This window comes from Polyangium spumosum (genome assembly GCF_009649845.1).
Classification (GTDB): domain Bacteria; phylum Myxococcota_A; class Polyangia; order Polyangiales; family Polyangiaceae; genus Polyangium; species Polyangium spumosum.
On record NZ_WJIE01000001.1, the window covers coordinates 1,309,252 to 1,335,606 of the forward strand.

Consider the following 26,355-nt stretch of genomic DNA (forward strand, 5'->3'; position numbering starts at 1 on the left):
ACATGACGACCACCCCGGAAGAGCGGCTCGAAGCCATCCTGCGGTTCGGGCGCGACGAGGCCACACGTTCCCTCGGCGAGGCTGGCGCCGATCGTCTGCGCTCGATCGCCTGGGCCCGGTTTTACGCGCTCGCGCCCGAGGCGCCGAGCTTCCGCGAGCGCATGAATCGTAACCTCTTCGTGCTCACCGTGCCGCTGCTCGCGCTCTACCAGGCGCTCCGGCAGGGCCTCGGGCTCGAGCAAGCGGAGGCGCTCCGCCTCGCCGAGGACATGTTACACGCGGCGTACCACGAGCGCATGAACCCCGTGCTGCTCGCGGCGATGAACGTCACCTACCAGGTCGCGCCGATCCGGCGCGTGTTCCTGCGGCGCATCGAGACGACGCAGGAGCCCGGAGGCTTCGCGTTCGAGGTGCCGAAGGACGCGGACGCCGTGATCGCGCTCGACGTGCGCGTCTGCCCGATCGCGCGTTTCGCCAAGGAGCACGGCGCGCCCGAGATCGTCCCGCTGATCTGCCGCATCGACGATCTCGTCGCCTCGAAGCTCACGGGCCTGCGCCTCGAGCGCACCGGCACGATCGGCACCGGCGCCTCGTATTGCGATTTCCGGTACGTCAAGAAGGACCGATGAAAATAGCCCCCGCGGCCAGCCGCGCCGCGCTCGTGTTCGCCCTCGTCGCGCTCGTCGCCCTCCGGATCCTGGGGTTCGTCCCGAGAGGCGCGGCGGCGAACGCGGAGGCGCTTGGTTTTTCGGTCGATCGCGCGTCGGCCCACGTCACGCGCCTCGCCGCGGCGCCTCGTCCTCCGGGCACGGAGGGCCACGACGCCGCGCGGGAGATGATCCTCGCGGAGCTCCGGCGCCTCGGCATCCCCGCGGAGATCCAGCGCGCCGCGACGATAGGCACCCACTGGGGCGTGCCGTACGACGGCGCCCGCGTCGAGAACCTCGTCGCCCGCCTGGAGGGGCGCGAGCGGGGCCCAGCCCTCGCGCTCGTCGCCCATTACGACTCCGTGCCCAATGCCCCCGGCGCGGCCGACGACGCGAGCGGCGTCGCCGTCTTGCTGGAGACGGCCCGCGCCCTGCGCGAGGGCCCCGCGCTCCGGAACGACGTGATCTTCCTGTTCACCGACGCCGAGGAGGCCGGCGTGCTCGGCGGCGCCGTGTTCGTCCGCGAGCACCCGGCCTTTCGGGACATCGGCCTCGCGCTGAACTTCGACGCGCGTGGCTCCGAGGGCCCCGTCGGCCTCATCGAGACGAGCCCCGAGGCCGGCGCGCTCGTGCGGCATTTCGGCGCCGCAGCGCCCTCCCCGGTCGCCTCGTCGCTCTTCCCCGAAATCGCGCGCCGCCTCGGGCACCAGACCGATCTCTACCCCTTCCTGCGGGCCGGCGTCCCCGGGATGAACTTCGCCTTCGCCGACGGCGCTGCCCATTACCACGCGCCCGTCGACGACCCGGCGCACCTCGACCGGCGGACCCTCGCGCACGCGGGCACCCTCGCGCTCTCCCTCGCGCGGCGCTTCGGCGACCTCGATCTCGCGCGCCTCCCGGCCGAGCCGGTCGTCTATTTCGACGTCCCGGGCCTCGGGCTCGTCGTGTACCGCCGCGCGTGGGCGCTGCCGATCGTGATGATCCCGGCGGCCCTCTTCGCCCTCGCGTTCGTCCGGGCAAAACGGCGCGGGCAGGCGCGCCCGACACGCGTGCTCGCCGGGCTCGGCGTGCTGCTCGCCTCGCTCGCGGCCGCGTCGGCGCTCGCGACCGGGATCGTCGCCGCGCTCCGGGCCCTCTCGCCCGCGTGGGGCGCGTTCCGCGGAGATCCCTTCGATCCGGGCCTCGCGCGGATCACCCTCGCCCTCCTCGGCGTCGCCATCCACGCCGCCGCATATCGGTTTGTCCGAAGACACCTCTCTGCCTTCGAGCTCGCCCTCGGCGCGGCCTCGGCCTGGCTGCTGCTCGCGCTCGCGACGGCCGCGCTCCTCCCGGGCGCGAGTTTTCTCTTCGCCCTCCCGCTCGCGGCGTCCCTCGTGGGCCTGCTCGTCTGGCAGGGCCGCCCGTCCGAATCGCCATCACGTGGCCTCGTGCTCCTGCTCTCGGCGCTGCCGGCGATCGTCCTCGCCGTGCCGGTCCCTCATCTCCTGTTCATCGCGCTCGGCTTGCCGCGGGCCGCGCCCGCCGTCGCCGTCGTCGTGCTCCTCGCGGGCCTCCTTTCCCCGCTGCTCGAGGTCCTCGGCGGCGGGGCGTCTCGCAGGCCCGCCCTCGGCCTCGCCGGCGCGTCCGGGGCCCTGCTCGGTTTGTCCGTCGCGACAAACCATTTTTCGCCCGCCCAGCCGCGCCCCGCGTGCCTCGCGTACGCCCTCGACGCCGATCGCCGCGAGGCCGTGTGGACGACGACCGAGGTGAAGCCCTCTCCCTGGACGGCGTTGCACATCCCCGAGGCCACGCGCGGCGCCGCGCGCTTCTCGCTGCCCGGCCAGGGCGCGCTCCGGCACGAGGCCGAGGCGCCGCGGCTCGACGTCCCGCCTGCCGAGCTCGAACCCCTCGGCGACGAGGTCCACGAGGGGACCCGCACGCTCCGCTTTCGCCTCCGCTCGGCCCGGCGCGCGCCGTTCGTCCTCGTCTCGGTCACTTCGGAGGCCCTCCTCCACGGCGCCACGATCGACGGCGTTCGCGTGGAGGAGAAAGGCGGGTTTCAGGCGACGAGCGCCGACCCCTGGGGTTTTACCTTCCAGGGTTTGCCCGCGGAGGGCATCGAATGGTCGATCGACCTCGCGCCCGGCGCGCCGGTGGCCGTGCGGGTCGTCGATCGGACGTATTCCCTCCCCGAGCCGCTCCTCCAGGCGCCGAAACCCGCCGACGTGATGCCGATGCCCTTCCGCGTCGCCGGCTCCACGTTCGTCGCGATGGAACGAACGTTCCCCCCGAACCCCTGAATCAGCCGATTCTCTTCCGCCCACTTCGCGGCGTCGCTCCGCCTTCCGGCGCCTTCTTCCCGTCGCGCAGGTGCTCCCAGAGCGGCAGCGCGGGCACGATCGGGGCGTCGGCGTCCGCGGCGGCGCGGCGGAGCGCCTGCCTGTCCAGCGCGCCGCTCCTCGGCCAGAGCACCTCGCCTTGGCCTGCGGCGAGGTTGTCGAGCGCGTCGATGACCTTGCCGCGCGTCACGCCGAGCGTGTCGTGCACGAGCAGGTTCGGCCGGAAAGGCTCCTCCCGCTCCACGAGCGCGCGCTCGAACGCCTGCTCGTCGAAGCCCGCGCCCCCCGCGGCCCCGAAGCCGAGCTCCTCGGGCGAGGCCACGATCGTCTTTTTTTCGTAGGTCTCGAGGACACCCTTTTTGAGGGCGACGCGCTCGCCCTCCCCGTCGATCATCGCGCGGCCCTCGAATCCGTCGGGCGTGAAGCGCAGGGCCACGTCGTAGTCGCCCATGTCCGACGACGCCCACGCCACGTATTGCCAATCTCGCGCGCCGGCCGCCCGAAGCGCCTCGGCCGGCGCCGCGGCCCAGTCGTCCACCAGGAACATCTCGCAGCCGAACGAAAAAACGAGGGACCTCTGGCGGAGGTTGCCGGGCAGGTAAAAGACCGCCTCGACGCGCGGGCTCACGGCCACCCGCACGAGGCTCTCGCCCGCGAAACGCGGCCCGAGCGAGGCCCACGGCGAGAGGAGGGACGCCGCGGAGCAACGGCGTTTGTCGAAAAGGTACGCGACGAACAGGGTGCTCACGCAAACGAGCAAAGCATGGTCGAGCCGAGGCGACAACTCCTCCGCCGACGAACCCCCGACGACATTGTGCTCATGAAACAACGCTCTTTCGTGTTCCCCCTCCGACCCGACGGGCGCTCAGTGTCAAGTGACACTTGACACTTGGCAGTCCTGGAGGGTACAAGCGAGCCATGGAGCTCGACAAGGCCCCCCCCCACGAGAGCACGAGCGGAAGCGACGCGCGCAAGAGCCTCGATCCCGCGGCTCTCCTGCCCACCACGGTCGTCGTCCGGCTCGAAGCGCTCGTGCGGGATGTACGCACGGTCCTGAACGACCTCGCCGGCGTGCGGCCTCCGCCCTTCTCCGTCCGCAAGCCGCTCGCCCGGCACCTGCTCGCGGTGACGGTGCCCTCGCCCGCCGCGCGCGCCGGCATCACGCCGCGCAAGCTCCGCGTCACGCACGTCACGCGCGAGACCCGGGACGCCGTCTCGTTGACCCTCGCCGATCCCGACGGAAGGCGCATCTCGTTCGTCCCCGGCCAGTTCTTCACCGTGCTCGTGACGCTGGAGAGCGGCGAGGTGCTCCGCCGCGCCTATTCGATCTCGAGCCTGCCCGACGAGGACGGCGCGGCCGCCGAGGTGACGATCACCATCAAACGAATGCCCGGCGGGCGCGCCTCGAGCCTGCTCAACGAGCGCGTCGCCGCGGGCGACGTCCTCGAGGTGCTCGGCCCCTCCGGGAGCTTCACCGTCACGCCGGATCCCGCGGCGAAGAGGCACCTCGTGCTGCTCGCGGGCGGCAGCGGCATCACGCCGCTCGCCTCGATCACGAAGGTTACGCTCGCCCGCGAGCCGGAGAGCCGCGTCTCGCTCATTTACGGCAGCCGCGGGCAGGACGACATCATCTTCCGCGAGGCCCTCGTATCCCTCGCCGAGGCGCATGCAGGCCGCTTCACCGTCCGCCACGTGCTCTCGGATCCACCCGCGGGTTTTACCGGACGCACCGGCATGCTCGATCGGGACAACGTCACGCGCGAGCTCGACGCGATCGCCGCGTCCGTGGGGATGGACGCGAATGCGACGGACTATTACGTCTGCGGCCCCGAGCCGATGATGGCCGCCGCGCGCGAGGCGCTCGTCGCCCGCGGCGTCGACCCCGGCCGCATCCACGAGGAGCGCTTCTCCTCTCCCGCGCGCCGCGGTGCGCCTTCGCTCCCCACGCTCTCGGCGCCCGTGGAGATCCGGCTCCGCGGCGCCACGAAGACCGTGGTCTCGGAGCCCGGACAAACCTTGCTCGAGGCGGGCCTCGCGGCGTCCTTGCCCATGCCGTTCTCGTGTACGATGGGCGGATGCGGCGCGTGCAAGGTGAAGCTCCTCTCGGGGGATGTGGCGAGCGAGGAGCCGAATTGCCTGCAAGAGGAGGAGCGGAGCCGAGGGTTCGTTCTCGCGTGCGTGTCCCGCGCGACGGCGCCGTGCACGGTGGAAGTGCCGTGATGGATGTGGTGATTTCGAGCAAGGAGGCCGCGCGGCCGAGCGTGGACCGCGAGGCTTACCCGTATCGCATGAAGGACCTCTGCGAGCGGACGGGTTTGCCGCGGCAGGTCATTCATTTCTACATCCAGCAGGGCCTCGTGCCGGAGGGTCACAAGACCGGCCGCAACATGGCGTATTACGGCGAAGAGCACCTCGCGCGTATCCTCCTCGTGCGGAAGCTCCAGCACGAGCGGTTCCTCCCGCTGCGCGCGATCAAGGCCCTGCTCGACGAGCGCGACGAGGCGTTCAGCCCCGCGCAACGCAGCTTCGTGCACGAGGTGAAATCACGCCTCAGCAGGGCGCTCGGCGCCCGCGCCGACCGGCCCACGACCGTGGACGCGAACGAGCTCATCCAGAAGCTCGGCCTGTCCCGGAAGGATCTCGAGGACATGGTCGAGCTCGGCCTCATCGCGGCCGCCGAGGAGCACGACGCGAAGGGCCGCGCGCGCCTCGTCGTGGCGAGCGACGACACCTGGATCCTCGAGACGTACGCCGAGCTCCGCGCGATCGGCTTCGACGAGTCGAAGGGCTTCTCGGCGCGCGACATCCTGATGTACGAGGAGGCCATGAGCGCGCTCTTCGCCCGCGAGGCGAAGATCCTCGCCGAGCGCCTCTCCTCGCTCTCGCCCGAACGAGCGGCCCACATGGTCGAGCGGGCGATGCCGATCATCAACGCATTTCTGGTCCGCTACCACGACGCCCTCGCGAGGAACTTCCTCGCGACCCTTTGAGCCCCAACGTTCAAGGAGACGAACCATGTTCGACACGAGCCGGCTCACGAGGTTGCTCCCGGCGAGGATGCAATCGCAGATCGACGCGTATTTCGAGGCGATCGAGGTGATGTTCTCGGTCAAGGATCCGAAGGTGCTCGGCGCGCTCGGCCCCGCGAGCGTGCGGGGCCTGCTCCTGCACCGGGGCAAGCAAGGCACACCGACGGACATGCCCGCGGCGCACGCCGCCCATTTCGACTGGAGTTACCCGAGTGATCAGCCCGAGATGGCCGACCTCTACCGCCGCGCCAAGGTCGGCCAGTGGAACGGCGACGATCTCCCCTGGGAGACGAGCGTCGATCCGCTCGATCCGGAGCGCCCGCTCATCCCCGAGGAGTTCTTGAACTTCGACTACATCGAGGAGTTCGGCATCAAGCTCGACAAGAAGGAGCGGACCGAGCTCAGCTACAGCATGTGCTCCTGGATGCTGAGCCAGTTCTTGCACGGCGAGCAGGGCGCGCTCTTCGCCGCCGCGCAGGTGACCGAGGCCGTGCAGTTCTTCGACGGCAAGCTCTACGGCGCGACGCAGGTGATGGACGAGGGCCGCCACGTCGAGGTCTTCAACCGTTACCTCGATACGAAGCTCCACAAGCTCTACCAGATCAACGACAACCTCTTCGTGATCATCGACTCGCTCATGACCGACGGCCGCTGGGACATGAAGTTCCTCGGCATGCAGATCATGGTCGAGGGCCTCGCGCTCGGCGCGTTCGGCACGCTGTACAGGCAGACGAAGGAGCCGCTCTTGAAGGAGCTCCTGAAGATGGTCATCCAGGACGAGGCGCGGCACGTGCATTACGGCGTCTGCGCGCTGCGCGAGCACTTCACGAAGCACATCACCGAGCGCGAGCGGCAGGAGCGCGAGGACTGGGCGTTCGAGGTCGCGCTGCTCATGCGCAACCGCTTCGCCGCCTACGAGGTGTTCGAGGAGTGGTTCGAGGGCCGGCTGACGCGCGCCCAGTGGCGAGACGTGGTGTACCGGTCGAAGGGGATGGACCAGTTCCGGACCGTGATGTTCAGCCGCCTCGTGCCGAACCTGCGCGAGATCGGCCTGCTCTCGCCGCGCATCATGCCGCGTTACGAGGAGGTCGGCCTGATGCGGTATTTCGGCGGGGCCGCCGCCGACAAACTCACGGCGGAGAGCCTGCTCTCCGATCCCCACTGAGCCGAGCCGCGACGCCTCTCACTCGAGCCCGCGCCACGGCTTCGGGAAGAAGCGCCAATTGCCATTGACGAACACGAGCCCGTCGAACGCCATACCGATCGTCTCGCCGGGCTTCACGAACTTGAACCGATACCAGCGGACGCCCGGCTTCATCGCCTCCACGGCCTTCTTGTATCCGCCGGGGAATTTCGACGCGTCGCCCTGGCCCGCCGCGAGCTCCTCCGTCGTCGCCGAGTACAAGAGGAGCTGGGTTTGTCCCTCGTTCGGCTTGACCGCGGCGGTCGGATCGGCCCACATCTTCCGGTAATGCGGCTCGAGCTTCGCCGCGGCCTCGTCCTTGAAGATGGCCGTGTAATCCTCGGTCGTCGGCTGCAGCGGCTTCGTGAGCGCCACGTGATCGGCGCCGGGCTTCAGGAACTGCTCGAGCAGCGCCTTCGCCGCGTCCATGTCCCCGCCGCCGCCCGCGGGCGCCGCCGCGCTCTCCCCCGCGGGCTTCGGCGCCGGCGCGGCCTTCTCCTCGGCGGCGCCGGTCTTGCCCTCCGGCTTCACCTCCCCGCCGGACGCCTTGTCGGACTTGTTGCACCCGGCCGAGCCGAACATCACGGCGACGAGCGAAACCGCAGCAAAAACACGAATGGACACGGACACCTCCCTCGGGCGCACGAGCGCCGCGGCGCGCGAGTCTAGGCGAATCACGCGCCGGCCGTAAACACTCGCCCTGGAGGGACGTTCAGAACACCTGGCCGGACGCGCCCGCGACGCCCGAGTTGCCGGGTGAGGTGCCGCCCGCGCCGCCGGTGCCGGGGGTCAGCGTGTTGCCCATGACCGAGACCAGGTTGCTGCCGACGCGGTAGACGGCATACGAGGGGCCGCCCGCGCCGCCGCCGCCGTGCCCGCCATTGCCGCCCTTGCCGCCGCTGCCGCCGTTCCCACCTTGGCCCACCTCGGCGAGGCACGAGAGCGCGCCGGCCCCGCCGGCCCCGCCGCTGCCGCCCGCGGCCCCCGCGCCGCCGCTCCCGCCATTGCCGCCCTTCGCGCTCTTGATCGTATTGCCGGACAGGACCATTCCGTTCGAATTGATGAGGAAGAGCCCGAACGAGCCGCCGCCCGCGCCGCCACCCGTGCCCCCGGTGCCGCCGCAGCCGCCCGCGCCGCCGCCGCCGCCGCCGTTGCCGGTGCCATTGATGACGAACGACCCGCTCTGGCCGCCGCCGCCGCCGCCGCCGCCGCCGCCATTGCCGTGCGTGCCCGTCACGCCGACGGCGCCCGCGGCGCCGACCCAGAACAGGCTCGCGGTCGAGCCGCCGCTCCCGCCGAACCCGTTCGCGCCGTTCGTCCCCGGCGCGCCGCTCTGGCCATTGCCGGCGTCCCCGCCCGGGTTGCCGGCCGAGCCGCCGCTCCCGCCGGGCGTGTTCCCGATGCCCGTGAGCCCGGTCCCGCCGGTCGTCGCATAACCGCCCTTGCCGCCGAGGCCGCCGGTGCGGCTGCAGGCGCTCGACCCGCCCGATCCACCGGACGCCGATACGTTGGAATCGCAGGAGCCGGGGCCCCCCGCGGCCCCGCTGGTCCCGTTTCCGCCGGCCGTCCCCGCGGCCCCGGCGGCCCCCGCCCCGGCCGCGCCGGCGGAGAGCGAGCTGTTTTTCAGGACGAGCGCCGGGCAGTTGTTGCAATACATCGCGTAGTTCGAGACGCCCGTCGTGAACGTGTCGGACGTCTGGATCGTCAGCCGATCGACCGTCATCGCCGCGACGAGGTCCTTGCCCTCGACCGCGCTCAAGCGCCCGTTCAGCACCACGCTCGACTGGATCGTCGTCACGAACGACGCGCCCCGCGCCCAGCCGTTCGACGCCGAATACCCGCCGTAGACGGACACCCCGTTCGCCAGCGCGATGCGGCCGTCGTAGAGGCCCTGCGAGACGTAGACCTGCTTCTTGCCGAGGACGACGGCCCTCGAGATGCCGGCCGCGACCGTGAGCATCGGGGACTCGCGCGTGCCGGGGTTCATGTCACTACCGTTCTTCGCGACGAACACCGCCGCGGACGCGTCGCCGTCGATGCCGTCGCAGTTCTCGTCGACGAAGCCGTCGTCGGGCAGATCCGCGCCCACGAACTGGCACTCGCAGCCGTTCTGCGCCGCGCCGTCGACGTCGAAGAAGCCGGGCAGGCAGGCGGCGAGCTCGCAGGTGCCGGACGCGCAAGCCCCGTCGGCGTTCGGGATCAGGGCATCACAGTCGTTGTTGCAGCCGCCGCAATGGTCCTCGTCGTTCAAGATGTCCGTCTCGCAGCCGGTCGCGCCCACCCCGTCGCAATTGCCGAACCCGAGCGCGCAGATCCCGAGCGTGCAGGCGCCGGACACGCAGGACTCCGAGGCGTTCGCGAGGTCGCACGGCATCCCGCACCCGCCGCAATGGGCGAGGTTCGTCTGCACGTTCGTCTCGCAGCCGGTCGCGCCCATCCCGTCGCAGTCGCCGAACCCCATGTCACACGCGCCGAGCGTGCAGGCGCCGGACACGCAGGACTCCGCGGCGTTCGCGAGGTCGCACGGCATTCCGCACCCGCCGCAGTGCTCGACGCTCGTCTGGAGGTCCGTCTCGCACCCGTTCCCGGGGAGCATGTCGCAGTCATCGAACGGCGCGGCGCAAGCGGCTGGCACGCAGGCGCCGGAGACGCACGCCTCGGCCGCGTTCGGCAGATCGCACGGGGCGTTGCACGCGCCGCAATGCGCCGCGGTGCTCGTCACGTCCGTCTCGCAGCCGTCGCTCGCCATGCCGTTGCAATCGCCGAACCCCGCGTTGCACGCGCCCGGCTTGCACACGCCGGCCTCGCAGACGGCCGTGGTGTTCGGCAAGCTGCACGTATTGTCGCAGCCGCCGCAATGGGCCGCGCTCGTGTTGATGTCCGTGTCGCAGCCGTTCGTCGGGTCCGCGTCGCAGACGGCGGTCCCTTCGGGACAACCCTCGGCGGTCCCCACGATGGGCACGAGGACGTCGGGCACCGGCGCGCCGCCGATCGTGGCCGTGACCGCGACGTCGAGCGGGTCGAGCGGCTCGGCGAGGCCGGGCGAGGTATACGTGACCTCGAAGAACAACGACGTGCCGGCCGGCCTGTCGAAGGGCAACGTGACGGGCACGCGAATCGGCGCGTTCGGCGGATCGGGCACGTAACGCACCGCCTCGACGAAGAAATCGGGGCTCGCCACGCTCACCGACTCGAACCACGCGAGCTCGGTCGAGGCATTGTCGACGCGGAAGAGCCGCATCCGGGTCGTCCCCGCGGGCACGAGGTCATACCAGAGCTCCTCGGGGCTCGCGCAGGCTCCCTCCGGGCCCGCGTCGTTCAGCACGCAGAGCTCGAGCCCGCCCGCGGGCCCGCCGCCCGCGCCGCCTGCGCCTCCTGCGCCTCCCATGCCCGCGACGCCGCCTTCCCCGCCTTCCCCGCCGAGGCCCCCTGCGCCGCCTGCGCCGCCTGCGCCTCCCATGCCCGCGGCGCCGCCCTCGCCCCCGGCCCCGCCGCCGCCCGCACCTCCGGGGCCCGCGCCGCCGCTCCCGCTGGTCGATCCGCTCATCCCGGCCGACCCGCTCGTGCCCACCGTTCCCCCCTCCGCGCACGAGGCCGCGTGAAATGCCGCGAGGCAGAGCCCGGCGGAGGAAACGAGGAAGCCCATCCTGGTGCGAAAAGCTCGGCTCGACATGGGAAAACATGAAACACGGATTCGGCCCTTTGTCCACGAATCCGCCCGCCCGTCGTGTGCTTTGGACAATCAACCATCGTCCGGACCTTTTCGTCCGGCGCTGCAATCCCTATGTCTGCGCCGCTCCGGCGCGTCGCAAACGGCGACGACCCGTCACCCGTCGGCGCCGGGTTCGTCCGCGGACGCCCGGGGGCCAGCGTCGAAATTCCGACGCTTTCCGTCCGACACACGCGCGCGCCGACCTTGTTTCGGTCGGAACCGAGCCGTGATAGCGTCCCCCTTGCGTATGACGGTCGCGCCGTCGCCCGGGACCCTCCTGCTGGGAAAGTACCGCGTCGAGCGAGAGCTCGGCAGCGGCGGGATGGGCGTCGTCCTCGAAGCCACGCACCTCGCGCTCGGCCAGACCGTGGCCATCAAGCTCTTGAACCCGTCGCTCGCGCTCTCGCACGACGTCGTGACGCGGTTCCTCCGCGAAGCGCGGATCGCCGCCACGTTGCCCTCCGAGCACGTCGCGCGCGTCAGCGACGTGGGGCAGACCGAGACGGGCGCGCCGTACCTCGTGATGGAGCGCCTCTACGGCCGCGACCTCGAGGCCGAGCTCGGCCGTCGCGGCAGGTTGCCCGTCGCCGAGGCCACGGACCTCGCGCTCGAGGCCTGCGAGGGCATCGCGGCCGCGCACGCGCAAGGCCTCGTGCACCGGGATCTCAAGCCCGCGAACCTCTTCCTCGCCGAGCGCCCGCTCCGCCCGCCGGTGCTCAAGGTGCTCGACTTCGGCCTGTCCAAGGAGGCGCCGGGGCAAAACGCGTCGATCACCGGCACCGACGCGGTCTTCGGCACGCCGCAGTACATGTCCCCCGAGCAGATCCAGTCGACCAAGAACGTCGACGCGCGCAGCGATCAGCACGCGCTCGGGATGATCCTGTACGAGATGCTCGCGGGCAGCCCGCCCTACCAGGCCGAGAGCGTCACGCAGCTCATCGTGGTCATCGCCACGCAGCCGCCGCCGCGCGTGCGGGAAAAACGCCCCGAGGTGCCCGCGCCGCTCGAAGCGGCGATCGTGCGCGCCCTGGCGAAGCGGCCGAACGAGCGTTTCCCGGATCTCGGCGCGTTCGCCGAGGCGATCGCGCCCTTCGGCGGCCCCGACGCGCACGCGCGCGCCGCGCGTATCACGCACGTGCTCGCGGGCACGGCGAGCGTCGACACGGCGGCGCCGCCGCGCCCCTCACGCGTGCCGACCGACGAGGCCGTGACGTTGCCGCGCGCGCCGGCCCATACACACGCGGGCGTCACGAGCTCCGTCGACTTCGGCGATTCGGTTCGAGGTCGGAAAAAACGCGCGGCCCTGCTCGTGATCGGCGGCCTCGTCGCTGCTGCGCTCGTCGTCGCGTTGCTCGTCACCACGGGAGGCGACGCGCCGCCGGAGGCGACGACGGCGCAGCAAGACACGTCCTCCGCGGCGCGCGCGCCCGAGGCGACGCGAGGCGCGACCGAGCCCGCTCCCGAGGTGACGAGCGCGCCGCCGCTCCCCTCGGCGACCGCGCTCGCGAGCGCGAGCACGAGCACGAGCACGACTGCGGCGAAGACCTCGAAGCCGCCGCGCGAGACGACGAAGACCTCGAGGCAGTCCAAGATCAAGCAAACCGTCGGAGTTTTTGGTGGCAGCCGCAAGTAAGTTCGTCCTCGTCGCCGCGTCGCTCCTCGTCCTCGCGCCCGCCGCGGCCCGCGCGGACGAGGAGCCATCGCCGCTCCCAACGCCCGCGGATCCCAGCGAAAAGGCCACGCTCGCGGAGACGCTCTTCCAGGATGGCAAGCGCCTGCTCGAGCAGGGCGCGTTCGTCGAGGCCTGCGCCAAGCTCGCGCAGAGCGACGCGCTCGATCCGGCGATCGGCACGCTCGGCCTGCTCGCGGCTTGCCACGAGCAGGAGGGCCGCGTCGCCACGGCGTGGCGTGAGTACGGCGAGACGGCCGCGCGCGCGGCGGCCGTGAACGACGAGCGTGGCGCGTTCGCCCGGCAACGCGCGAGCGCGCTCGAGCCCGAGCTGCCGCGCCTGCTCGTGCGGCTGCCCCAAAGCGCCAACGGGATCGCCGTCTTCCGCAACGGCGTGCGCCTCTTGCCGGACGAGCTCGGCGTCGCGCAGCCCGTCGATCCGGGCACGTACGAGATCATCGCGCGTTCGTCCGGCCGGCCCGAGTTCCGGGCCACGGTCACGGCGCGCCCGCGCAACGTCGCCGAGGTGGAGATCCCCGCGTTCGCGCGCGCCGCGCCTGCCGACACGGCCAAAAAAACCCCGGCGGTCGTGCCCCCGATCGCCTCGACGGCGAAGGGCCTCGGACCGCGCAAGATCGGCGCGATCGTGGCGGGTGGCGTGGGGCTCGCGGGCTTCGCCGTCGCCACGGGCATGGGTTTGTCGGCGTCGAGCAAAAACGCCGCGTCGATCTCGCTCCAGGAGACGTGCGTGGGCTCTTCGTGCGCGCGAGGGCGCGAGCTGCGCGAGGACGCGCTCGGGTCGGCCATGGTGGCGAACGTCGCCTTTGGCATTGGCGCGGCGGGCGCGGTGACGGCCCTCGTGCTCGCCTTGCTCCCGGAGCGCGCCGACGAGGCCCCGAAGCCCGCGGGCGTCGCCGCTCGTTACGACCTCGTCCCCTGGGCCGAGCAGGCTGGCGGCGGGGCGCTTCTCATCGGAAATTTCTGATCCCACCCCCGCGAGTTTTCTTGCAGAGCGAAAAAAACTCGTCCTAGACTACTGAACATGCGTTCCATCGTTCTAGGTGCAGGGTTGTTTGGCTTGCTCCTGTCCGTGAACGGCTGCGCGGACATCCTCGGCATCGAGCCCTGGAAGGATCCGGCGCAGGCGGGCGACGGCAATGACGACGGCGAAGGGGGAAAGGAGGACGTCACGTCGAGCGCGGCCGGAGGTGGGGGCGTCGGAGGGGGCGACACGTGCAGCGATGGCGTTCAGGATGGGGACGAGGCCGACGTCGATTGTGGCGGCTCCACCTGCCCGGCGTGCCCCGACGGCGCCGCGTGTATGACGGATGAAGACTGCGCGAGTGATTTCTGCTCCCCCCGGCAGCTCTGCGCGTATGACGACGGCCGCTGCGAGATGGAGAGCGAGGCGGGGCCGACCTGCGGCGATTGCCTGAAGAATGGCGACGAGACCGACGCCGATTGTGGTGGCGCCACTTGCCTCGCGTGCCGGCCGGGCAAAACGTGCCTGCAGGACGCCGATTGCCTGGGCGGTGCGTGCCTGAACAACGTCTGCGACGCGGGCGCCGCGGGCACGCGTTGTTACGCGAACGCCGATTGCAAGGGCGGGCAATGCCTGGGCGCGGACCTCACGGGAGGCGTCTGCCAGTAGGCTCGGCTCCGTACTCCTTCAGCTTTCGATAAAGCGTCGCCACCCCGATCCCGAGCTTCGCCGCGGCTTCCTTGCGGTTCCCTCCCTCGGCTTCGAGCGTCGCGAGGATGTGCTCGCGCTCGACCTCCGCGAGCGTGCGCGGCGAGGACCCTCCGCCGCTCGGCCGCGCCGCCCCCTCGCCCCCGATCTCGGGCGGCAGATCCGAGCGCTCGATCGTCTCCCCCTCCGACAGGATCCGCGCCCGCTCCATGGCATTGACGAGCTCGCGCACGTTGCCCGGCCAGGCGTGCTCGTAGAGCGCGCGACAGGCCGATTTGCCGAGCTCCTTCGGCGCCTCCCCTTCCCTCGCCGCGGCCTCCGAGAGCTGCCGCCGCGCGATCGGCAAGATGTCCTCCGGCCGCTCCCGGAGCGGCGGAATCACCACCTCCACGACCCGCAGACGGAAATAAAGATCCTGCCGGAATCGCCCCTGCGCCACGGCCGCCGCGAGGTCCCGGTGCGTGGCCGCCACGATACGCACGTCGATCGGCCGCGTCCGGTTCTCGCCCACCCTGCGCACCTCGCGCGCCTCCAGCACCCGCAAGAGCTTCGCCTGCATCGCGACCGGGATCTCGCCCACCTCGTCGAGGAACAAAGTCCCGCCCCGCGCCGCCTCGAAGAGCCCGGCCCGCTCGGCCACGGCCCCGCTGAAGGCGCCCCTCGCGTGCCCGAACAGCTCGCTCTCGAGCAGGCTCTCCGGCACCGCCGCGCAGTTGATCGCCACCATCGGCCCGCCCACCCGCGGCGACGCGTCGTGCACGAGCCGCGCGATCCGCTCCTTTCCCACCCCGCTCTCCCCCAGGAGCAGCACCGTCGCGTTTGTCCGGGCGACCCGCCGCGCCATCGCGACCACGCCCCGCATGGCCTCGCTCCGCGCCACGATCCCCGGCACCTCGGCCTCGTCGTCCTTCGCCGCGAGCAGCCGCTCGGCGCGCAGCAGCTTGCCCTCCGCGCGCTTGAGCGCCCGCTGCACGTGCCGGAGCGACGCGTCGAGGCAGTCTGTCTCGTAAAACGAGAGGTGCGGCTCGATCACCTCGCCCCACTCCTCACGGCTCCGCCCGATCATCCGGCAGACCGCGTCCCCTTTGCCGCGGCACGACTCCTCCAGGGCGAAGATGGGCCGACCATTGACGCGGCTCAGGTATCCGCTCGCGAATCCGCACAGGGTCCAGCACACCGGCTCCGACGCCTGCCCGAGGTGCAGGAGGTGCTGCTCGGCCTCGTACGAGTCGCGCCAGATCGCGTCGGCGAACGGCTCGGGGCCCGGGCGCCCCGACGCCTCGACCGGTTCGAACGTCACGAGCCCCCAGAGCCTGTGCAGCCGCCCGCCCGCGATGCGCCATTCGCGCTCGTCGGCCCAGGGGATCGCCTCGCGCAGCGCCTCCGCCGTCCGCCAGCCGTGCCCGTAGCCGAAGCGCGTGAGCGCCGCGCGCGCCGCGTGGTAGCCGAAGCTCTCGATGAGCTGCCTGCGCAGGAGCCCGAGGGCCACGGCGTCGAAGAGGAGCACGCGCTCGCCCGCGAACCGCATGACCCCGCCCTTCGGAGCGAACGAGAACAGATCCGAGAGCCGGAGCTCGGCGGCCCGCATGCCGGGGGATTTCATTTTGATAGGCCTCTTCTATCATCTTGATAGACGTCCGGCGAGCCCCCCTCGTGTTTCCCCGACAAAACCGCGCCGTCCTGGGCTGGCCCGGGTCGTGCTTCCTGCCCCGCATCAAGGAGACCACGATGATCACGCTGCGACGCTCGGAAGAACGCGGACACGCGAACCACGGCTGGCTCGACTCGTACCACACGTTCTCGTTCGCCAACTATTACGATCCGGCCCACATGGGCTTCCGCGCGCTCCGGGTCATCAACGAGGACCGTGTGCAGCCGGCCCAGGGCTTCGGCACGCACCCGCACCGGGACATGGAGATCCTCTCGTACGTGCTCGAGGGCGCGCTCGAGCACAAGGACTCGATGGGCAACGGCTCGGTCATGCGGCCCGGCGACGTGCAGCGCATGAGCGCGGGCACGGGCGTCACGCACAGCGAGTTCAACGGATCACGCATCGATCGCGTGCATTTCCTGCAGATCTGGATCCTGCCCGAGGCCCGCGGGATCGAGCCTGGTTACGAGCAGAAGCGCTTCACGGACGAGGACAAACGCGGCCGACTTCGGCTCGTCGCCTCGCGTGACGGCCGCGACGGCAGCGTCACGATCCACCAGGATACGAGCGTGTATGCCGGGCTCCTCGCGGATGGCGACGAGGCGCGCCACGCGCTCGTGGAGGGCAGGCACGCCTACGTGCACGTCGCGAAGGGCGAGGTGAAGCTCGGCGAAACCGTGCTCCGCGCGGGCGACGGCGCGGCCGTGAGCGGCGAAAAAGAGCTCGTCCTCTCGGGCCACGGCGAAGGAGAGGTGCTCGTCTTCGATCTCGCGTGATACCGTACGCGCCCGACGTCTCGACTCGAACGGAGGAAAAACTTCAGTATGCCCAACGTAGCGATCATCTACTATTCGTCGACGGGGACCAACCACGCCATGGCCCAGGCCGTGGGCGAGGGCGCGCGCTCGGCGGGCGCCGAGGTGCGCGTGCGCCTCATCGCCGAGACCGCGCCGGACGCCGCGATCGATTCGAACCCTGCGTGGCGCGCGTTCGTCGACAAGACGAAGGACGAGCCCCGCGCCTCGCACGACGACCTCGTCTGGGCCGACGCCGTCGTCATCGGCACGCCCACGCGGTTCGGCAACGTCGCCTCGCAGCTCAAGGCGTTCATCGACACGACGGGCGGCCTCTGGTACCAGGGCAAACTCGCGAACAAGGTCTATGCGGGGTTCACGTCCGCGAACACGGTCCACGGCGGGCAGGAGTCGACGCTGCTCGCCCTCTACAACACGTTCTACCACTGGGGCGGCGTCATCGTGACGCCGGGCTACACCGACCCGCTCGTCTTCAAGTCCGGCGGCAACCCCTACGGCCCGTCCGTCACGGCGGAGCGCGCCCCCACCGAGCACGACATCGCCCACGCGACCTACCTCGGCAGGCGCGTCGCTGAAATGGCGAAGAAGCTCCGCGCCTGACGACGCGCCGCTCCATGCTGCATCGCAGCACGCACATCGGACGTCCGTTTGCAGTGCTGCGGTCCCTCCCCCGCCACATTCCTTCGCACGCGCAGCATCGATCGACCCTCGGGGCTCGAACGATGCTTGAAACTGCCGCGACTCGCCGATAAGCATGGACGCGCCGCACTTGCTGCGGTCGCACAACCCGAGCTCCCTGGAGGCGCTGCCCAGGAGGTTTCCATGCTGCAATCCGCTCCCCGTCGTTCCTTCGTGCTCACCGCCCTCGCCGCGGCCCTCTCCGCCGCGGGCTGCGTGGCGGAGCCCGTCGACGATCTCGCGCCCGGCGACGAGACCGGCGACATCTCGTCCGCGTTCACGTTCGTCTCCGATCACGAAGCTTATTTCGATCCTCCCGCGACCAGTTTGTATTCGCAGAGCTACAAGCTCGTCGGCAGCGTCACGCCGCCGAGCTGGTCCTGGGGCAAGATCGAGCTGCTCGAAGGGCGGCAGAAGTTCCGCACCGAGGGCTACAACCTGCGCACCGCGAAGGGCCGCTGGCAGGACACCTTCGAGGACGCCACCTACCCGCTGCGCACCTATTTCGGCGCCCTCAACCAGCAGCTCGTCGACGGCTTCAACATCCATTACAAGAACACCTGCGCGGGCTCCGTCGGGCAGACCTCGGCCGCCGCTTGTCCCGACAAGGGCCCCACGCGCCCCGAGGCGCGCTTCGTCCTCCTGCACCACGGCCCGAAGACCGCGCTCGGGCAATGCGACACGACGAAGGCCCCCGTCCTCCTCGTGCACGGCGCCATGCAAAACGCGAACGTCTGGCTCCGCCCGAGCGGCCACGACGGCGCGGGCAACCTCTACCCCGGCATGACCCAGGCGACGGGCTTCGTGCAGGCGCTCGAGGCCGAGGGGTTCTGCACGTTCGCGACGACCTTCGGCAACTTCCACGGCGACAATTTCAACCAGGCCATTCACATCGCGAACGCGCTCTCGCGCATCCGCTCGATCACGGGCCGCCCGAAGGTCAACCTCGTCGCCTGGAGCAAGGGCGTCGTCGCGGCGGACCTCTACATGTCGAGCCCCGCGGGCTGGACCGACTGGGGGCCGAAGTATTTCGAGCAGCTCGCCGCGTTGCAATCGAAGAGCGTCCCGAACTTCCGCAAGGACGTGCGCACCTACGTCGCGCTCTCCGGCCCGCACCTCGGCATCGACCTGAACTTCCGCCACCCGTTCAACCCGCTGCTCATCTACAGCACGGCGGAGAACGCGCCGCTCGGCCAGGGCCCCGTGACCTGGGGCTACATGTCGGCCGTGCAATGCGTGACCTGGGGTTACGCCGACTCGCCGAGCGACATCTTCCCGAACCCGTATGCGTATTCGGTCTGCGAGAACCGCGGCGGCATGTGGCCGGATTTCTGGAAGCGCATCTACACGTCGAACATCAGCGGCCTCGATTCCACGGGCAAGCCCGTCTACACGAAGACGCTGAAGACCTTGAACACCGAGCAAGGCGCCTCGTCCTCGGGCTTCTCGTTCGACAAGTACAACCTCGCGATGTGGGGCTCGGTCGACGACGGCGGCAAGCTCGTCTCGGCCTACCTCGGCCAGATGCAGGTCGCCTACGACCTGCGCCCGTATTACCCGCTCCCGAACCGGCAGGACGATCCCTATAGCTACGACTGGTCCGAGCTCGACACGGACGAGACGAAATGGCGCGACTGGATCGCCATCAAGACCAACTACAACCCCGCGAACATCTTCGGCGGCGCCGGCTGGATCAAGGACGATACCGGGCACATCACCTGCCGCGCCACGGCCTTCGACCCCGCGCTCTCCCCCTGCAAGGCCGAGCACCTCTATTACGATTCGCAGAACGCCGAAGCGTATTCGTTCGGCTACGCTCGGTACAAGCTCATGGACGGCATCGGCATCAAGGCCGTCATGGAGATGGGCGGCAACCTCATCGAGCGGCTCCGGGCGCGAGGCCTGAGCACGAGCCTCGATTACCTCTACGTGCTTCACGGCACGTCGGGCGGGGCGAGCGGGCAGGTGTTCGAGATCGACGGCATGGAATGCCCGACCTGTGATCCCAAGGGCGACGGCGTGCTCTTCGACGTGAGCATCGCGGCGCGGGATCAGCTCACGAAGGGCTGGACCACCACGAACAAGGCGAACAAGTCGAAGCAGGAAGGCGTGCCCTACGGCCACCTCGAGGTCGGCGTGACGCCCGCGGTCTGGGCGAAGATGATCACGCAATTCAAGGCGCTGCCCTGAGCGATTTCAATACGGGTTCGCCGGGCTCGTCACGCCGCCCGCGGCGCTGAGGGGCTCGGCGGGCACGTTCGTTTGCCCCGAGGGGAACTCGAGCGTATCGCCGGCCGAGAGCCGGTGATAAGAGAGCCCCGAATACACGAGCGGCTTTCCGGCCTCGCAGACAGCGGGTTTGTCGTTCGCCACGACGAGATACACCTTCCCCTCCCCCATCACCTCACCTTTGCCCATGGCGTCGATCACGACGGCGGTCCGCTCGTCGACGCCGATGCCCTTGGCCTGCGGGGCCCAGCCGTCCGTGAGGATCCGGCCGAGGAAGCCGACGAGGCGGCCCATGCGGTCGCGCGGGACGAAATGGGTGTCCGTGATGAGCCCCTCGAGCGGCGGGAAGGCGAAGAAATCGCGCTCCATCGTCATGAAGACGTTGTAGGGATCCTGGAGCGCCTCGTCCGAGTACACGGTGCCCTCGTACGCCGCGAAGACGAACGGCCCGAGCACCGCGCACCCCGCGCTCGTGCCGCCGACGACGCCGCCGCGCTGATACACGGAGGTGACGGCGGATTCGAGGGCCGTGCCGCGCCAGAACGACACGTAATCGGCCTGATCGCCGCCGGCCATGAAGACGCCCTCGGCGTGCTCGACGCGCCATTTCACGTAATCGCTGTTCGCGAGCTCCTTGCTCGTGACGAGCATCGTCTCGACGGAATCGGAAGCAGAGAGCGCCTGGAGATACTCGTTGTACCCGTCGGCCCCGGAGGTCCGGAGCACGACCACGTCGCCGCCCGCGATTCGTGGTTTCCACCAGGTGAACGCGGCGTCCACGTCCGTCGCGCCGCCCATCAAAATGAGGCCCGGCCCCGCGGGCGTCACGTCGGCGTCGGCGTCGTTGCCCGTCACGTAATGCACGAGGCCCGCGGGAGGCGCGGGGGTTTCACCGCTGCCGCCGCTGCCGCCGCTGCCGCCGCTGCCGCCGCTTCCGCCGCTGCCGCCGCTGCCGCCGCTGTCGCCGCTGCCGCTCCCATTTCCGCTTCCGCTCTCGCCTCCGCCACCACATCCGGCGAGCGCCAGGAGGACGACCAGCGAGGCGGCGATCTTCTCATTTCGCGTCCGCATTCCCCACCGGTACCCACGCCACGAACGGGCGTCAATCGACCGCCGCGGAGCCGCTAGAAAAACCCGAACGTCAGCCCGCCCTGCGCGGCGACGCCGACCGATTCGAGCACCCGCAGGTACACCGGCCCCGCGCTCGCGAAGAACCCCACCCGCCCGCCGCTCCGCGCCCACCCGAAGCGCGAGGTCTCGCCGAGGGCGAAATCGAACTCGAACCCGAATCGCCCCCCGTGCCCGGCATTGAGGCCGAGCAGCCCCACGAGGGGATAATAGTTGTACCCCGTGAACAGGACGATCGCGAGCGACTTCGCCATATCGGCGCGATAACGCACCTCCGGCCCGATCGCGCCCGCGCCGATCATCGCGGAGAGGCCGACGGAGAAGGGACCGAACTGCGGCCCGGAGAAGATCTCGATCCCCCCGAGCCCCGCCGCCCGGCTCACGCCCGTCTGAATGACGCCGCCGCCGACGCGGGCCACGAAGACCCACGGGGCATCCGCCGGAGGGCCATACCCGAGGTGAGGCTTTCTCGGGTTGACGAGGGGCAATGGCTCGATCGCCGCGTCGGGCCCGCCGACGAGCCGATGCAAGCGCAACGAATACGGCGCGCCCGATTCGAGGGGCACCTCCGGCAGCGTGAGGCGGAGCGTCGCGCCCTCACCCGGGCCGAGCTCGTCGTCGCCGTCGAACACGCGCGCGGAGACGAGCGGGCGCGCCCCGCCGAGCGAGCCGAGCTCGATTCGCTCGGGATCGACGCGGAGGGGCGAGGTGCCTTCGTTGACGACGCGCACATCGACGCGCGTGTTCGCGCCTTTGCGCCAGTACCCGGCGTGGATACGCTGGACGCGGGCCGAGATGGCGCCGCCGCGCGTCTCGAGGCCAGCGTTGGGGCGCGGCTCGAGCGCGCGGTAGCCGACGCGATCGCAGGCGGCGGTGAGGAGGAGGGGCAGCAGAAGGAGCGCGATTCGGGGTCGGAGGGGGGCGCGGCGATCCTCGGGCACGGCGCACCCTACCACAAGTCGTCCCCGTTCCCCCCGTCCGCCTGCCACCTCGACCCCCCACGCGCCTCCCACCCATCCAGACCCCGTCCCCACCCATCAAGACCGCGTCCCCACCCAGCAAGACCGCGTCCCCAGCCAGCAAGACCGCGTCAACGGTGATCGGCAACACGCCTACACCTCCCACCTCGTCCCCTTCCCCGCATCTTTCCGCTTTTCTTCGGGGTCCCCGACGGATACCTTGGCAAGCATGATCACCACCCCCACCTACACCTGGCCCGCTGTCCTCGCGATGGTCGCCGCGCCGACCGAGGAAGAGGCGGAGCGTTATGCCGTCGAGATTTCGACCTCCGATTTGATGGAGCTCGGGTCGCAGATTCGTAGCCAGAAGATCCTCACCGACCTCGTCCGGTTCGGCGGCATCATCGGCGAGTTCTGGCCCAAGGCCACGACCGCGCAGAAGCGCCGCCTCCTCGGGTTCTCCGAGCCGCTCCTCAAGGTCTTCGTCCATTCCGGCAAGAAGCTCGCGGACATGGTCGCGCAATTCGACGCCCACGTGGACAGCCGCGAGGCCAGCCGCGCCGCCGCCTTCGCCGCCGCCGACCAGGCCTACAAGGAGGGAATGGACGAGCGCGAGCGCCTCGTCACCGCCCTCGAAGGCGTGGCGCACCTCGAGCCGGGGCTCGAAGAGCGGATCACGAAGGCCGCCTCCCGCGTCACCGATTTCACCTCGCTCGCCCAGTCCCTCGCGACACTCGTGAATGTCGCCAAGGAGATCCGCGCCAATCCCATGTCGAAGGCGGCGAAGCAGCTCGACGACGGCGGGCTCGACGCCATGCAGATCACGGCGTTCGAGGAGATGATCTCGAAGGTAAAAACAACCGGGGAAGCCGCCTCCGGCGCGCGGATCAAGGGGCCGGTGACGCAGGCCGAGCTCGACCTGCAAGACGGGATCTGCCTCTCGCAGATGGAGCGCGTGATGAAGGTGTTCAATCGCGCGCACGAGCGGGATCCGTCGATCCCGAAGCTCGTGCCCATCACGACGCGCAGGCTCTTCGTCTCGCCCCGGAAGCGGAACGAAGACGTGCCCGCGCCGGAAGGAAACGCGGGCGGTTAGCCGGCGGTTCGGCTCATCCGCCGATCCGCCCGCGCCTCCTCCGCATCCTCCAGCCCATCGCCGCCCCCGCGAGCACGAACCACCACGCGTCGCCCCTCGGCTTCGCCTCCAGGCTGCACCCGCAGCCGCCCTCCGCGCCGCTCGTGGCCCCGCCCTGGCCCCCCTGGCCACCCGCGCCGCCCATTCCACCCATTCCACCGGCGCCCGCGCCGCCCATTCCACCCATTCCACCGGCGCCCGCGCCGCCCATTCCGCCCATTCCACCGGCGCCCGCGCCGCCCATTCCACCCATTCCACCGGCGCCGGCGCCGCCCATTCCACCCATTCCACCGGCGCCCGCGCCGCCCATTCCACCGGCGCCGCCCATTCCACCGGCGCCGCCCATTCCACCGGCGCCGCCCGATCCGGGCAGCTCGTCGAGGGGCGACGGCAGGATCTGCGCCCGCACCCGGATCGTCCCGAAGGGCGCCTCGTTCACCAATCGCTCGTAGCCGAGCAAGAACCGCCCCTCCGGCAGCGCCGCGAGCGTCGGATACCCGTGCAGCCCCGGATCCACCTCGGAGACCACCGCGGGGAAGTCGAGCACCTCCCCCGTCGTGGACAGGCGGACCCTCACGAGCCTGTTCATGCCATCCCGATACGCGATCACGAAATCCGTGCCGTCGAACGTCGCGCCGAGGCCCGCCGACGAGCAATCCGCGTTGCCCAGCCAGCCCCCCCATTGCTCCACGGCCATCACGTCGACATACCGATACCGGATCTTGCAAGACGACCCGTCCTCGTTCCAGACCACGAGATATCCCGCTTGATCCGTCGTGATGGCCGGCGGCGTCTCCTCCACGATGTTCGACGATCCTTGGTCGACCACCACCTGCGCGGCCGGGTTTCCATTCGCGTCCACCGGCAGCAGGTAGAGCCCCGTGCCGGCCCTCCGCGCGAGCATCCACCCGCTTCCATTCGACGCGACGCTCGGCGCAGGCGTATTCGCAGAGCCGAAGCCCGCGGGGAGCGCTACCGGGGCCGTGAGCGCGTTGCCCGACGCATCCACGCGCGCGACGTACTCCACCGAGGGGCTCCACGCCTGCCAGAAGAGCAGGAAATCCGAGCCCCCGAAGGAGAGCCGAGGTTGACTGCGCACCTCACCCGGAGGCGCGAACTCGACCGTCGCCGTCGCCGGCCCTCCCGCGGCCTCGTACCGACGCAAGAACAGCCGCCTCGCCGGCGATCGCACCGTCGCGACGAGGAAGCTCGTGTCCGTCGCGGCGACGTCGCCGAAGAACTCGGCATTCGCGTCCGCCAGCGCGACCTCGATTCCCAGAGGATCCAGGACCTCGCCCGTCGCGTCGATCCTCGTCCCGATCGCGTTCTGCACGTACGAAAATGACGTGCCTCGATCGATCCATCGATCCTCGTTCCAGCCGACGAACGAGACGTACCCGGCCGTCGCCGAGCGCGCGTTCCGCTGGCGCGCGGCCGCGTACGAGACCGCGAACGGGAGGGGCGCGATCGGCTCGAGGCTCGCGTCGACGAAGTGCGCGAAGATATCGTTGCCGTCCACCGGGCGCGGCTTCAGATCGAAGACCACGAGGGCCCCGCCCGGCTGCACCCCGAGCGCGATCGACCTCGAGTCCTTCTTCCCCGTCACGTTGGGCAAGGTCTGCACCGCGGAGGGCGTTCCATCCGCCGCGATCGTCGCCGTGACGAGCCCGGATCCGCTGGTCGGCCCGAAACTCGAGGCGAGCAGGAACGACCCGTTCGGCCCGGGCGCGATGGCGATCTGCCGCTGGTTGGTCGACGACGCGCCGTCAGCGTCGGCCGCGACGAGCACGCCCGCCGGATCGAGCGAGACCTTGTCGCCATCGACGCGCATGCCGCGGATGCCCAGAGCGAACCACGCGAGGTACGAGATCCCATTCTGGGCCGAGAGCGCGAAGGCATCGGACGGGTTGACGTTCGACACCAGGGTCGCCCCGGAAGCGTCGGGCACGCCCGCCGTCGTGACGTGCGAGAGCAGGATGGAGCCGCCGCTGCCCCGCGCGACGACGTAGCGGGTGCCATCGAAGGCGACACGCGCGGACGCGCCGGAGCCCACGGGGATCCCCATGGGATCGAGCACCTGGGAGGAGAATCGTGTCGCTTCGACCAGGCTGCCGGTGTCCCAGGCGATCAAGCATTCGGCGCCGCTCGACGTGATGCTCGTGCGGTTCTGCGCGACAGAGCTTGGCTTCACGGGCACGGGAGGCGAGGCCAGGGCGAGGGAGGCGCCGCTGTCGTCGAGCGTCGCGACGACGACCTGATTGGTGTACGAGCCCGACACGGGGAGCCTCTGGCTCCAGACGACCGTGGGCTTGCCGTCGCAGAGCGCGATCTGCGGAGACTCGCTGTACCCGGACTCGCCGAGCACGAAAGCCGGCCGATCGAGGACCTCGCCGTTCACGTCGATACGCGCCGCGAGGATCCGGTCGGGCACGGAACTCTGGCTTTCGTGCCAGACGACGATGTGATGCGCTCCGGTCCAGACGACCGCGGGGCGCGATTGCGTCCCCATCGCGGGCCGCTGCACGTCGGGCAAGGTGCCGAGATCCGCGGACGCGAGGCCCGGCGCGAGGAGAGTGAAGCCAAAAAGAATACTCGATCGAGGGAGAAGCGTCTTCATGGGTCCCGCCAGCGAGCCCCACCTTCCCCCGCGCGTCAACCGCCAATCCCCGCCCGCCCCAGGATCGCCCCGAGATCCTCCCCGTGACTCGCGCGCGCGCCGAGGGATTCGAGCAGCGCGACCTCGTGCGCCGCGGGCGCGCCTGGGCCCGTCATCATGTGCACCTGCATTCCGAGCGCGAGCGGCAGCGCGAGGTCGAGCTCGTAGATGTCGCCGCAGACGAGCACCTCCTCCGGCGTGACGCCCGTCTTTTGCAGGATACGCGCGAGCGTCTCGTAATAACGACCGCGCCGCGCATACACCGGGCGCTCGAGGCCCGCGAGCCGGATCTCCGCGGGGACACGCGAGAATCGCTCGTCGGTCGATTCGGGCTCGGCCACCACGTACTTGCGCGCGTCGCCGTGCACCTCGATCCGCGAGAGCCCCTCCGGTCCCAGCGTCCGGAGTTTTTTTAATGCCGCCTCCGTCCGCGCATTCGTCACCACGAACGTCGGCAGCCCCGACGCGGCGAGGGCCTCGAGCACCTCCTTCGCGCGTGGTCGAAATGCGGTCCATGTGCGCTCGTAGGCGAGGTGATACAGCGCGGTGAGCACGGCCGTGCGGACCTCCTGGCTGCGGAGCACGCCACGCGCCTCGAAGAGGGCCTGCGCGACGGTCGTCGCGCGGATGTACGGATCGGCCCCCGCGGGCGCGACGATACGGCCCTCGAACATCCAGCCGTATCGGCCGGGGTGTTTCGTGATCTCCGCCTGCCGCTCCTCCCAGCCGGCGAGGTCCTCGCGGCCGAGGACGTCGAAGACGGCGGAGCGGTACGTTTCCACGAAGGGCGCGGCCTCGCGCTCGACGTCCGTGAAGGTGCCGTCGAAATCGAGGACGATACATCGAACGGGCATGG

General features: G+C 70.4%; 20 protein-coding genes. 12 read left to right on the forward strand and 8 right to left on the reverse strand.

The features are described from left to right. Positions 1–2 precede the first annotated feature (2 nt). Together GF068_RS05470 and GF068_RS05475 are read left to right on the forward strand one after the other, a co-directional pair. Positions 3–629, forward strand: coding sequence for an L-2-amino-thiazoline-4-carboxylic acid hydrolase (locus GF068_RS05470; RefSeq protein ID WP_153818173.1), 627 nt, complete (start codon positions 3–5; stop codon positions 627–629). Further along, entirely contained in the window at positions 626–2,926 is a 2,301-nt protein-coding gene (locus GF068_RS05475) for a M20/M25/M40 family metallo-hydrolase (protein ID WP_153818174.1), read from the forward strand. Before GF068_RS05470 ends, GF068_RS05475 begins: the two co-directional genes overlap by 4 nt. Position 2,927: 1 nt before the next feature. On the opposite strand, the gene GF068_RS05480 is transcribed toward GF068_RS05475, so the two are convergent. After that, on the reverse strand, positions 2,928–3,713 hold the full coding sequence (locus GF068_RS05480; protein ID WP_153818175.1) for a hypothetical protein: 786 nt from the start codon (positions 3,711–3,713) through the stop codon (positions 2,928–2,930). Between the two features lie 170 nt (positions 3,714–3,883). Here GF068_RS05480 and GF068_RS05485 point away from each other — a divergent pair, with 170 nt between their 5' ends. Genes GF068_RS05485 through GF068_RS05495 form a run of 3 tightly spaced genes read left to right on the forward strand, consistent with a single transcriptional unit; the run spans position 3,884 to position 7,159 of the window. Further along, positions 3,884–5,185 (forward strand): ferredoxin--NADP reductase, encoded by a 1,302-nt coding sequence (locus tag GF068_RS05485; protein WP_153818176.1) that lies wholly within the window; start codon positions 3,884–3,886, stop codon positions 5,183–5,185. Next, entirely contained in the window at positions 5,185–5,955 is a 771-nt protein-coding gene (locus tag GF068_RS05490; protein WP_170319313.1) for a MerR family transcriptional regulator, read from the forward strand. Before GF068_RS05485 ends, GF068_RS05490 begins: the two co-directional genes overlap by 1 nt. Before the next feature lie 25 nt (positions 5,956–5,980). Next, complete coding sequence (locus tag GF068_RS05495; RefSeq protein WP_240806605.1) at positions 5,981–7,159, forward strand: ferritin-like domain-containing protein; 1,179 nt, start codon at positions 5,981–5,983, stop codon at positions 7,157–7,159. Positions 7,160–7,177: 18 nt separating this feature from the next. On the opposite strand, the gene GF068_RS05500 is transcribed toward GF068_RS05495, so the two are convergent. Together GF068_RS05500 and GF068_RS44135 are read right to left on the reverse strand one after the other, a co-directional pair. Then, positions 7,178–7,855: a hypothetical protein gene (locus tag GF068_RS05500; RefSeq protein WP_153818178.1), complete on the reverse strand. Its 678-nt coding sequence runs from the start codon at positions 7,853–7,855 to the stop codon at positions 7,178–7,180. Positions 7,856–7,889: 34 nt separating this feature from the next. Then, positions 7,890–10,823: a hypothetical protein gene (locus GF068_RS44135; RefSeq protein ID WP_206079398.1), complete on the reverse strand. Its 2,934-nt coding sequence runs from the start codon at positions 10,821–10,823 to the stop codon at positions 7,890–7,892. Positions 10,824–11,136: 313 nt separating this feature from the next. Between GF068_RS44135 and GF068_RS05510 the strand changes: the two genes are divergently transcribed. From GF068_RS05510 to GF068_RS05520, 3 genes are read left to right on the forward strand one after another with little or no spacing between them, the layout of a single operon-like run. Continuing rightward, entirely contained in the window at positions 11,137–12,522 is a 1,386-nt protein-coding gene (locus GF068_RS05510) for a serine/threonine-protein kinase (protein ID WP_170319314.1), read from the forward strand. Beyond that, positions 12,506–13,543 carry a hypothetical protein gene (locus GF068_RS05515; protein ID WP_153818180.1) on the forward strand — a complete coding sequence of 346 codons (1,038 nt, stop codon included), beginning with the start codon at positions 12,506–12,508 and terminating at the stop codon, positions 13,541–13,543. Before GF068_RS05510 ends, GF068_RS05515 begins: the two co-directional genes overlap by 17 nt. Before the next feature lie 57 nt (positions 13,544–13,600). Beyond that, the gene (locus GF068_RS05520; protein WP_153818181.1) at positions 13,601–14,209 is read left to right on the forward strand and encodes a hypothetical protein; all 609 of its coding nucleotides are present in this window, start codon (positions 13,601–13,603) and stop codon (positions 14,207–14,209) included. Here the strand turns inward: GF068_RS05520 and GF068_RS05525 are convergent. Then, positions 14,187–15,851: a sigma-54-dependent Fis family transcriptional regulator gene (locus GF068_RS05525; RefSeq protein WP_275939078.1), complete on the reverse strand. Its 1,665-nt coding sequence runs from the start codon at positions 15,849–15,851 to the stop codon at positions 14,187–14,189. The two genes, GF068_RS05520 and GF068_RS05525, sit on opposite strands and share 23 nt — an antisense overlap. A 125-nt stretch (positions 15,852–15,976) precedes the next feature. Between GF068_RS05525 and GF068_RS05530 the strand changes: the two genes are divergently transcribed. The 3 genes from GF068_RS05530 to GF068_RS05540 all read left to right on the forward strand — a co-directional run bounded on the left by GF068_RS05530 (position 15,977) and on the right by GF068_RS05540 (position 19,582). Next, positions 15,977–16,675 carry a pirin family protein gene (locus tag GF068_RS05530; protein WP_153818182.1) on the forward strand — a complete coding sequence of 233 codons (699 nt, stop codon included), beginning with the start codon at positions 15,977–15,979 and terminating at the stop codon, positions 16,673–16,675. 48 nt (positions 16,676–16,723) lie between these two features. Further along, positions 16,724–17,314: an NAD(P)H:quinone oxidoreductase gene (wrbA, locus tag GF068_RS05535; RefSeq protein ID WP_153818183.1), complete on the forward strand. Its 591-nt coding sequence runs from the start codon at positions 16,724–16,726 to the stop codon at positions 17,312–17,314. Between the two features lie 222 nt (positions 17,315–17,536). Further along, the gene (locus tag GF068_RS05540) at positions 17,537–19,582 is read left to right on the forward strand and encodes an esterase/lipase family protein (protein ID WP_153818184.1); all 2,046 of its coding nucleotides are present in this window, start codon (positions 17,537–17,539) and stop codon (positions 19,580–19,582) included. Positions 19,583–19,588: 6 nt separating this feature from the next. Here GF068_RS05540 and GF068_RS05545 read toward each other — a convergent pair whose 3' ends face one another. Both GF068_RS05545 and GF068_RS05550 read right to left on the reverse strand, forming a co-directional pair. Then, positions 19,589–20,692: a cyanophycinase gene (locus GF068_RS05545; RefSeq protein ID WP_153818185.1), complete on the reverse strand. Its 1,104-nt coding sequence runs from the start codon at positions 20,690–20,692 to the stop codon at positions 19,589–19,591. 53 nt (positions 20,693–20,745) lie between these two features. Then, on the reverse strand, positions 20,746–21,690 hold the full coding sequence (locus GF068_RS05550; protein ID WP_153818186.1) for a hypothetical protein: 945 nt from the start codon (positions 21,688–21,690) through the stop codon (positions 20,746–20,748). Between the two features lie 247 nt (positions 21,691–21,937). On the opposite strand from GF068_RS05550, the gene GF068_RS05555 reads away from it, so the two are divergent. Beyond that, complete coding sequence (locus GF068_RS05555) at positions 21,938–22,804, forward strand: hypothetical protein (protein ID WP_153818187.1); 867 nt, start codon at positions 21,938–21,940, stop codon at positions 22,802–22,804. A 13-nt stretch (positions 22,805–22,817) separates the two neighbouring features. Here GF068_RS05555 and GF068_RS44140 read toward each other — a convergent pair whose 3' ends face one another. Next, on the reverse strand, positions 22,818–25,460 hold the full coding sequence (locus tag GF068_RS44140; protein ID WP_206079399.1) for a hypothetical protein: 2,643 nt from the start codon (positions 25,458–25,460) through the stop codon (positions 22,818–22,820). A 35-nt stretch (positions 25,461–25,495) separates the two neighbouring features. Then, positions 25,496–26,353, reverse strand: a complete 858-nt coding sequence (locus GF068_RS05565; protein ID WP_153818188.1) for an HAD family hydrolase — start codon at positions 26,351–26,353, stop codon at positions 25,496–25,498. Positions 26,354–26,355 lie beyond the last annotated feature (2 nt).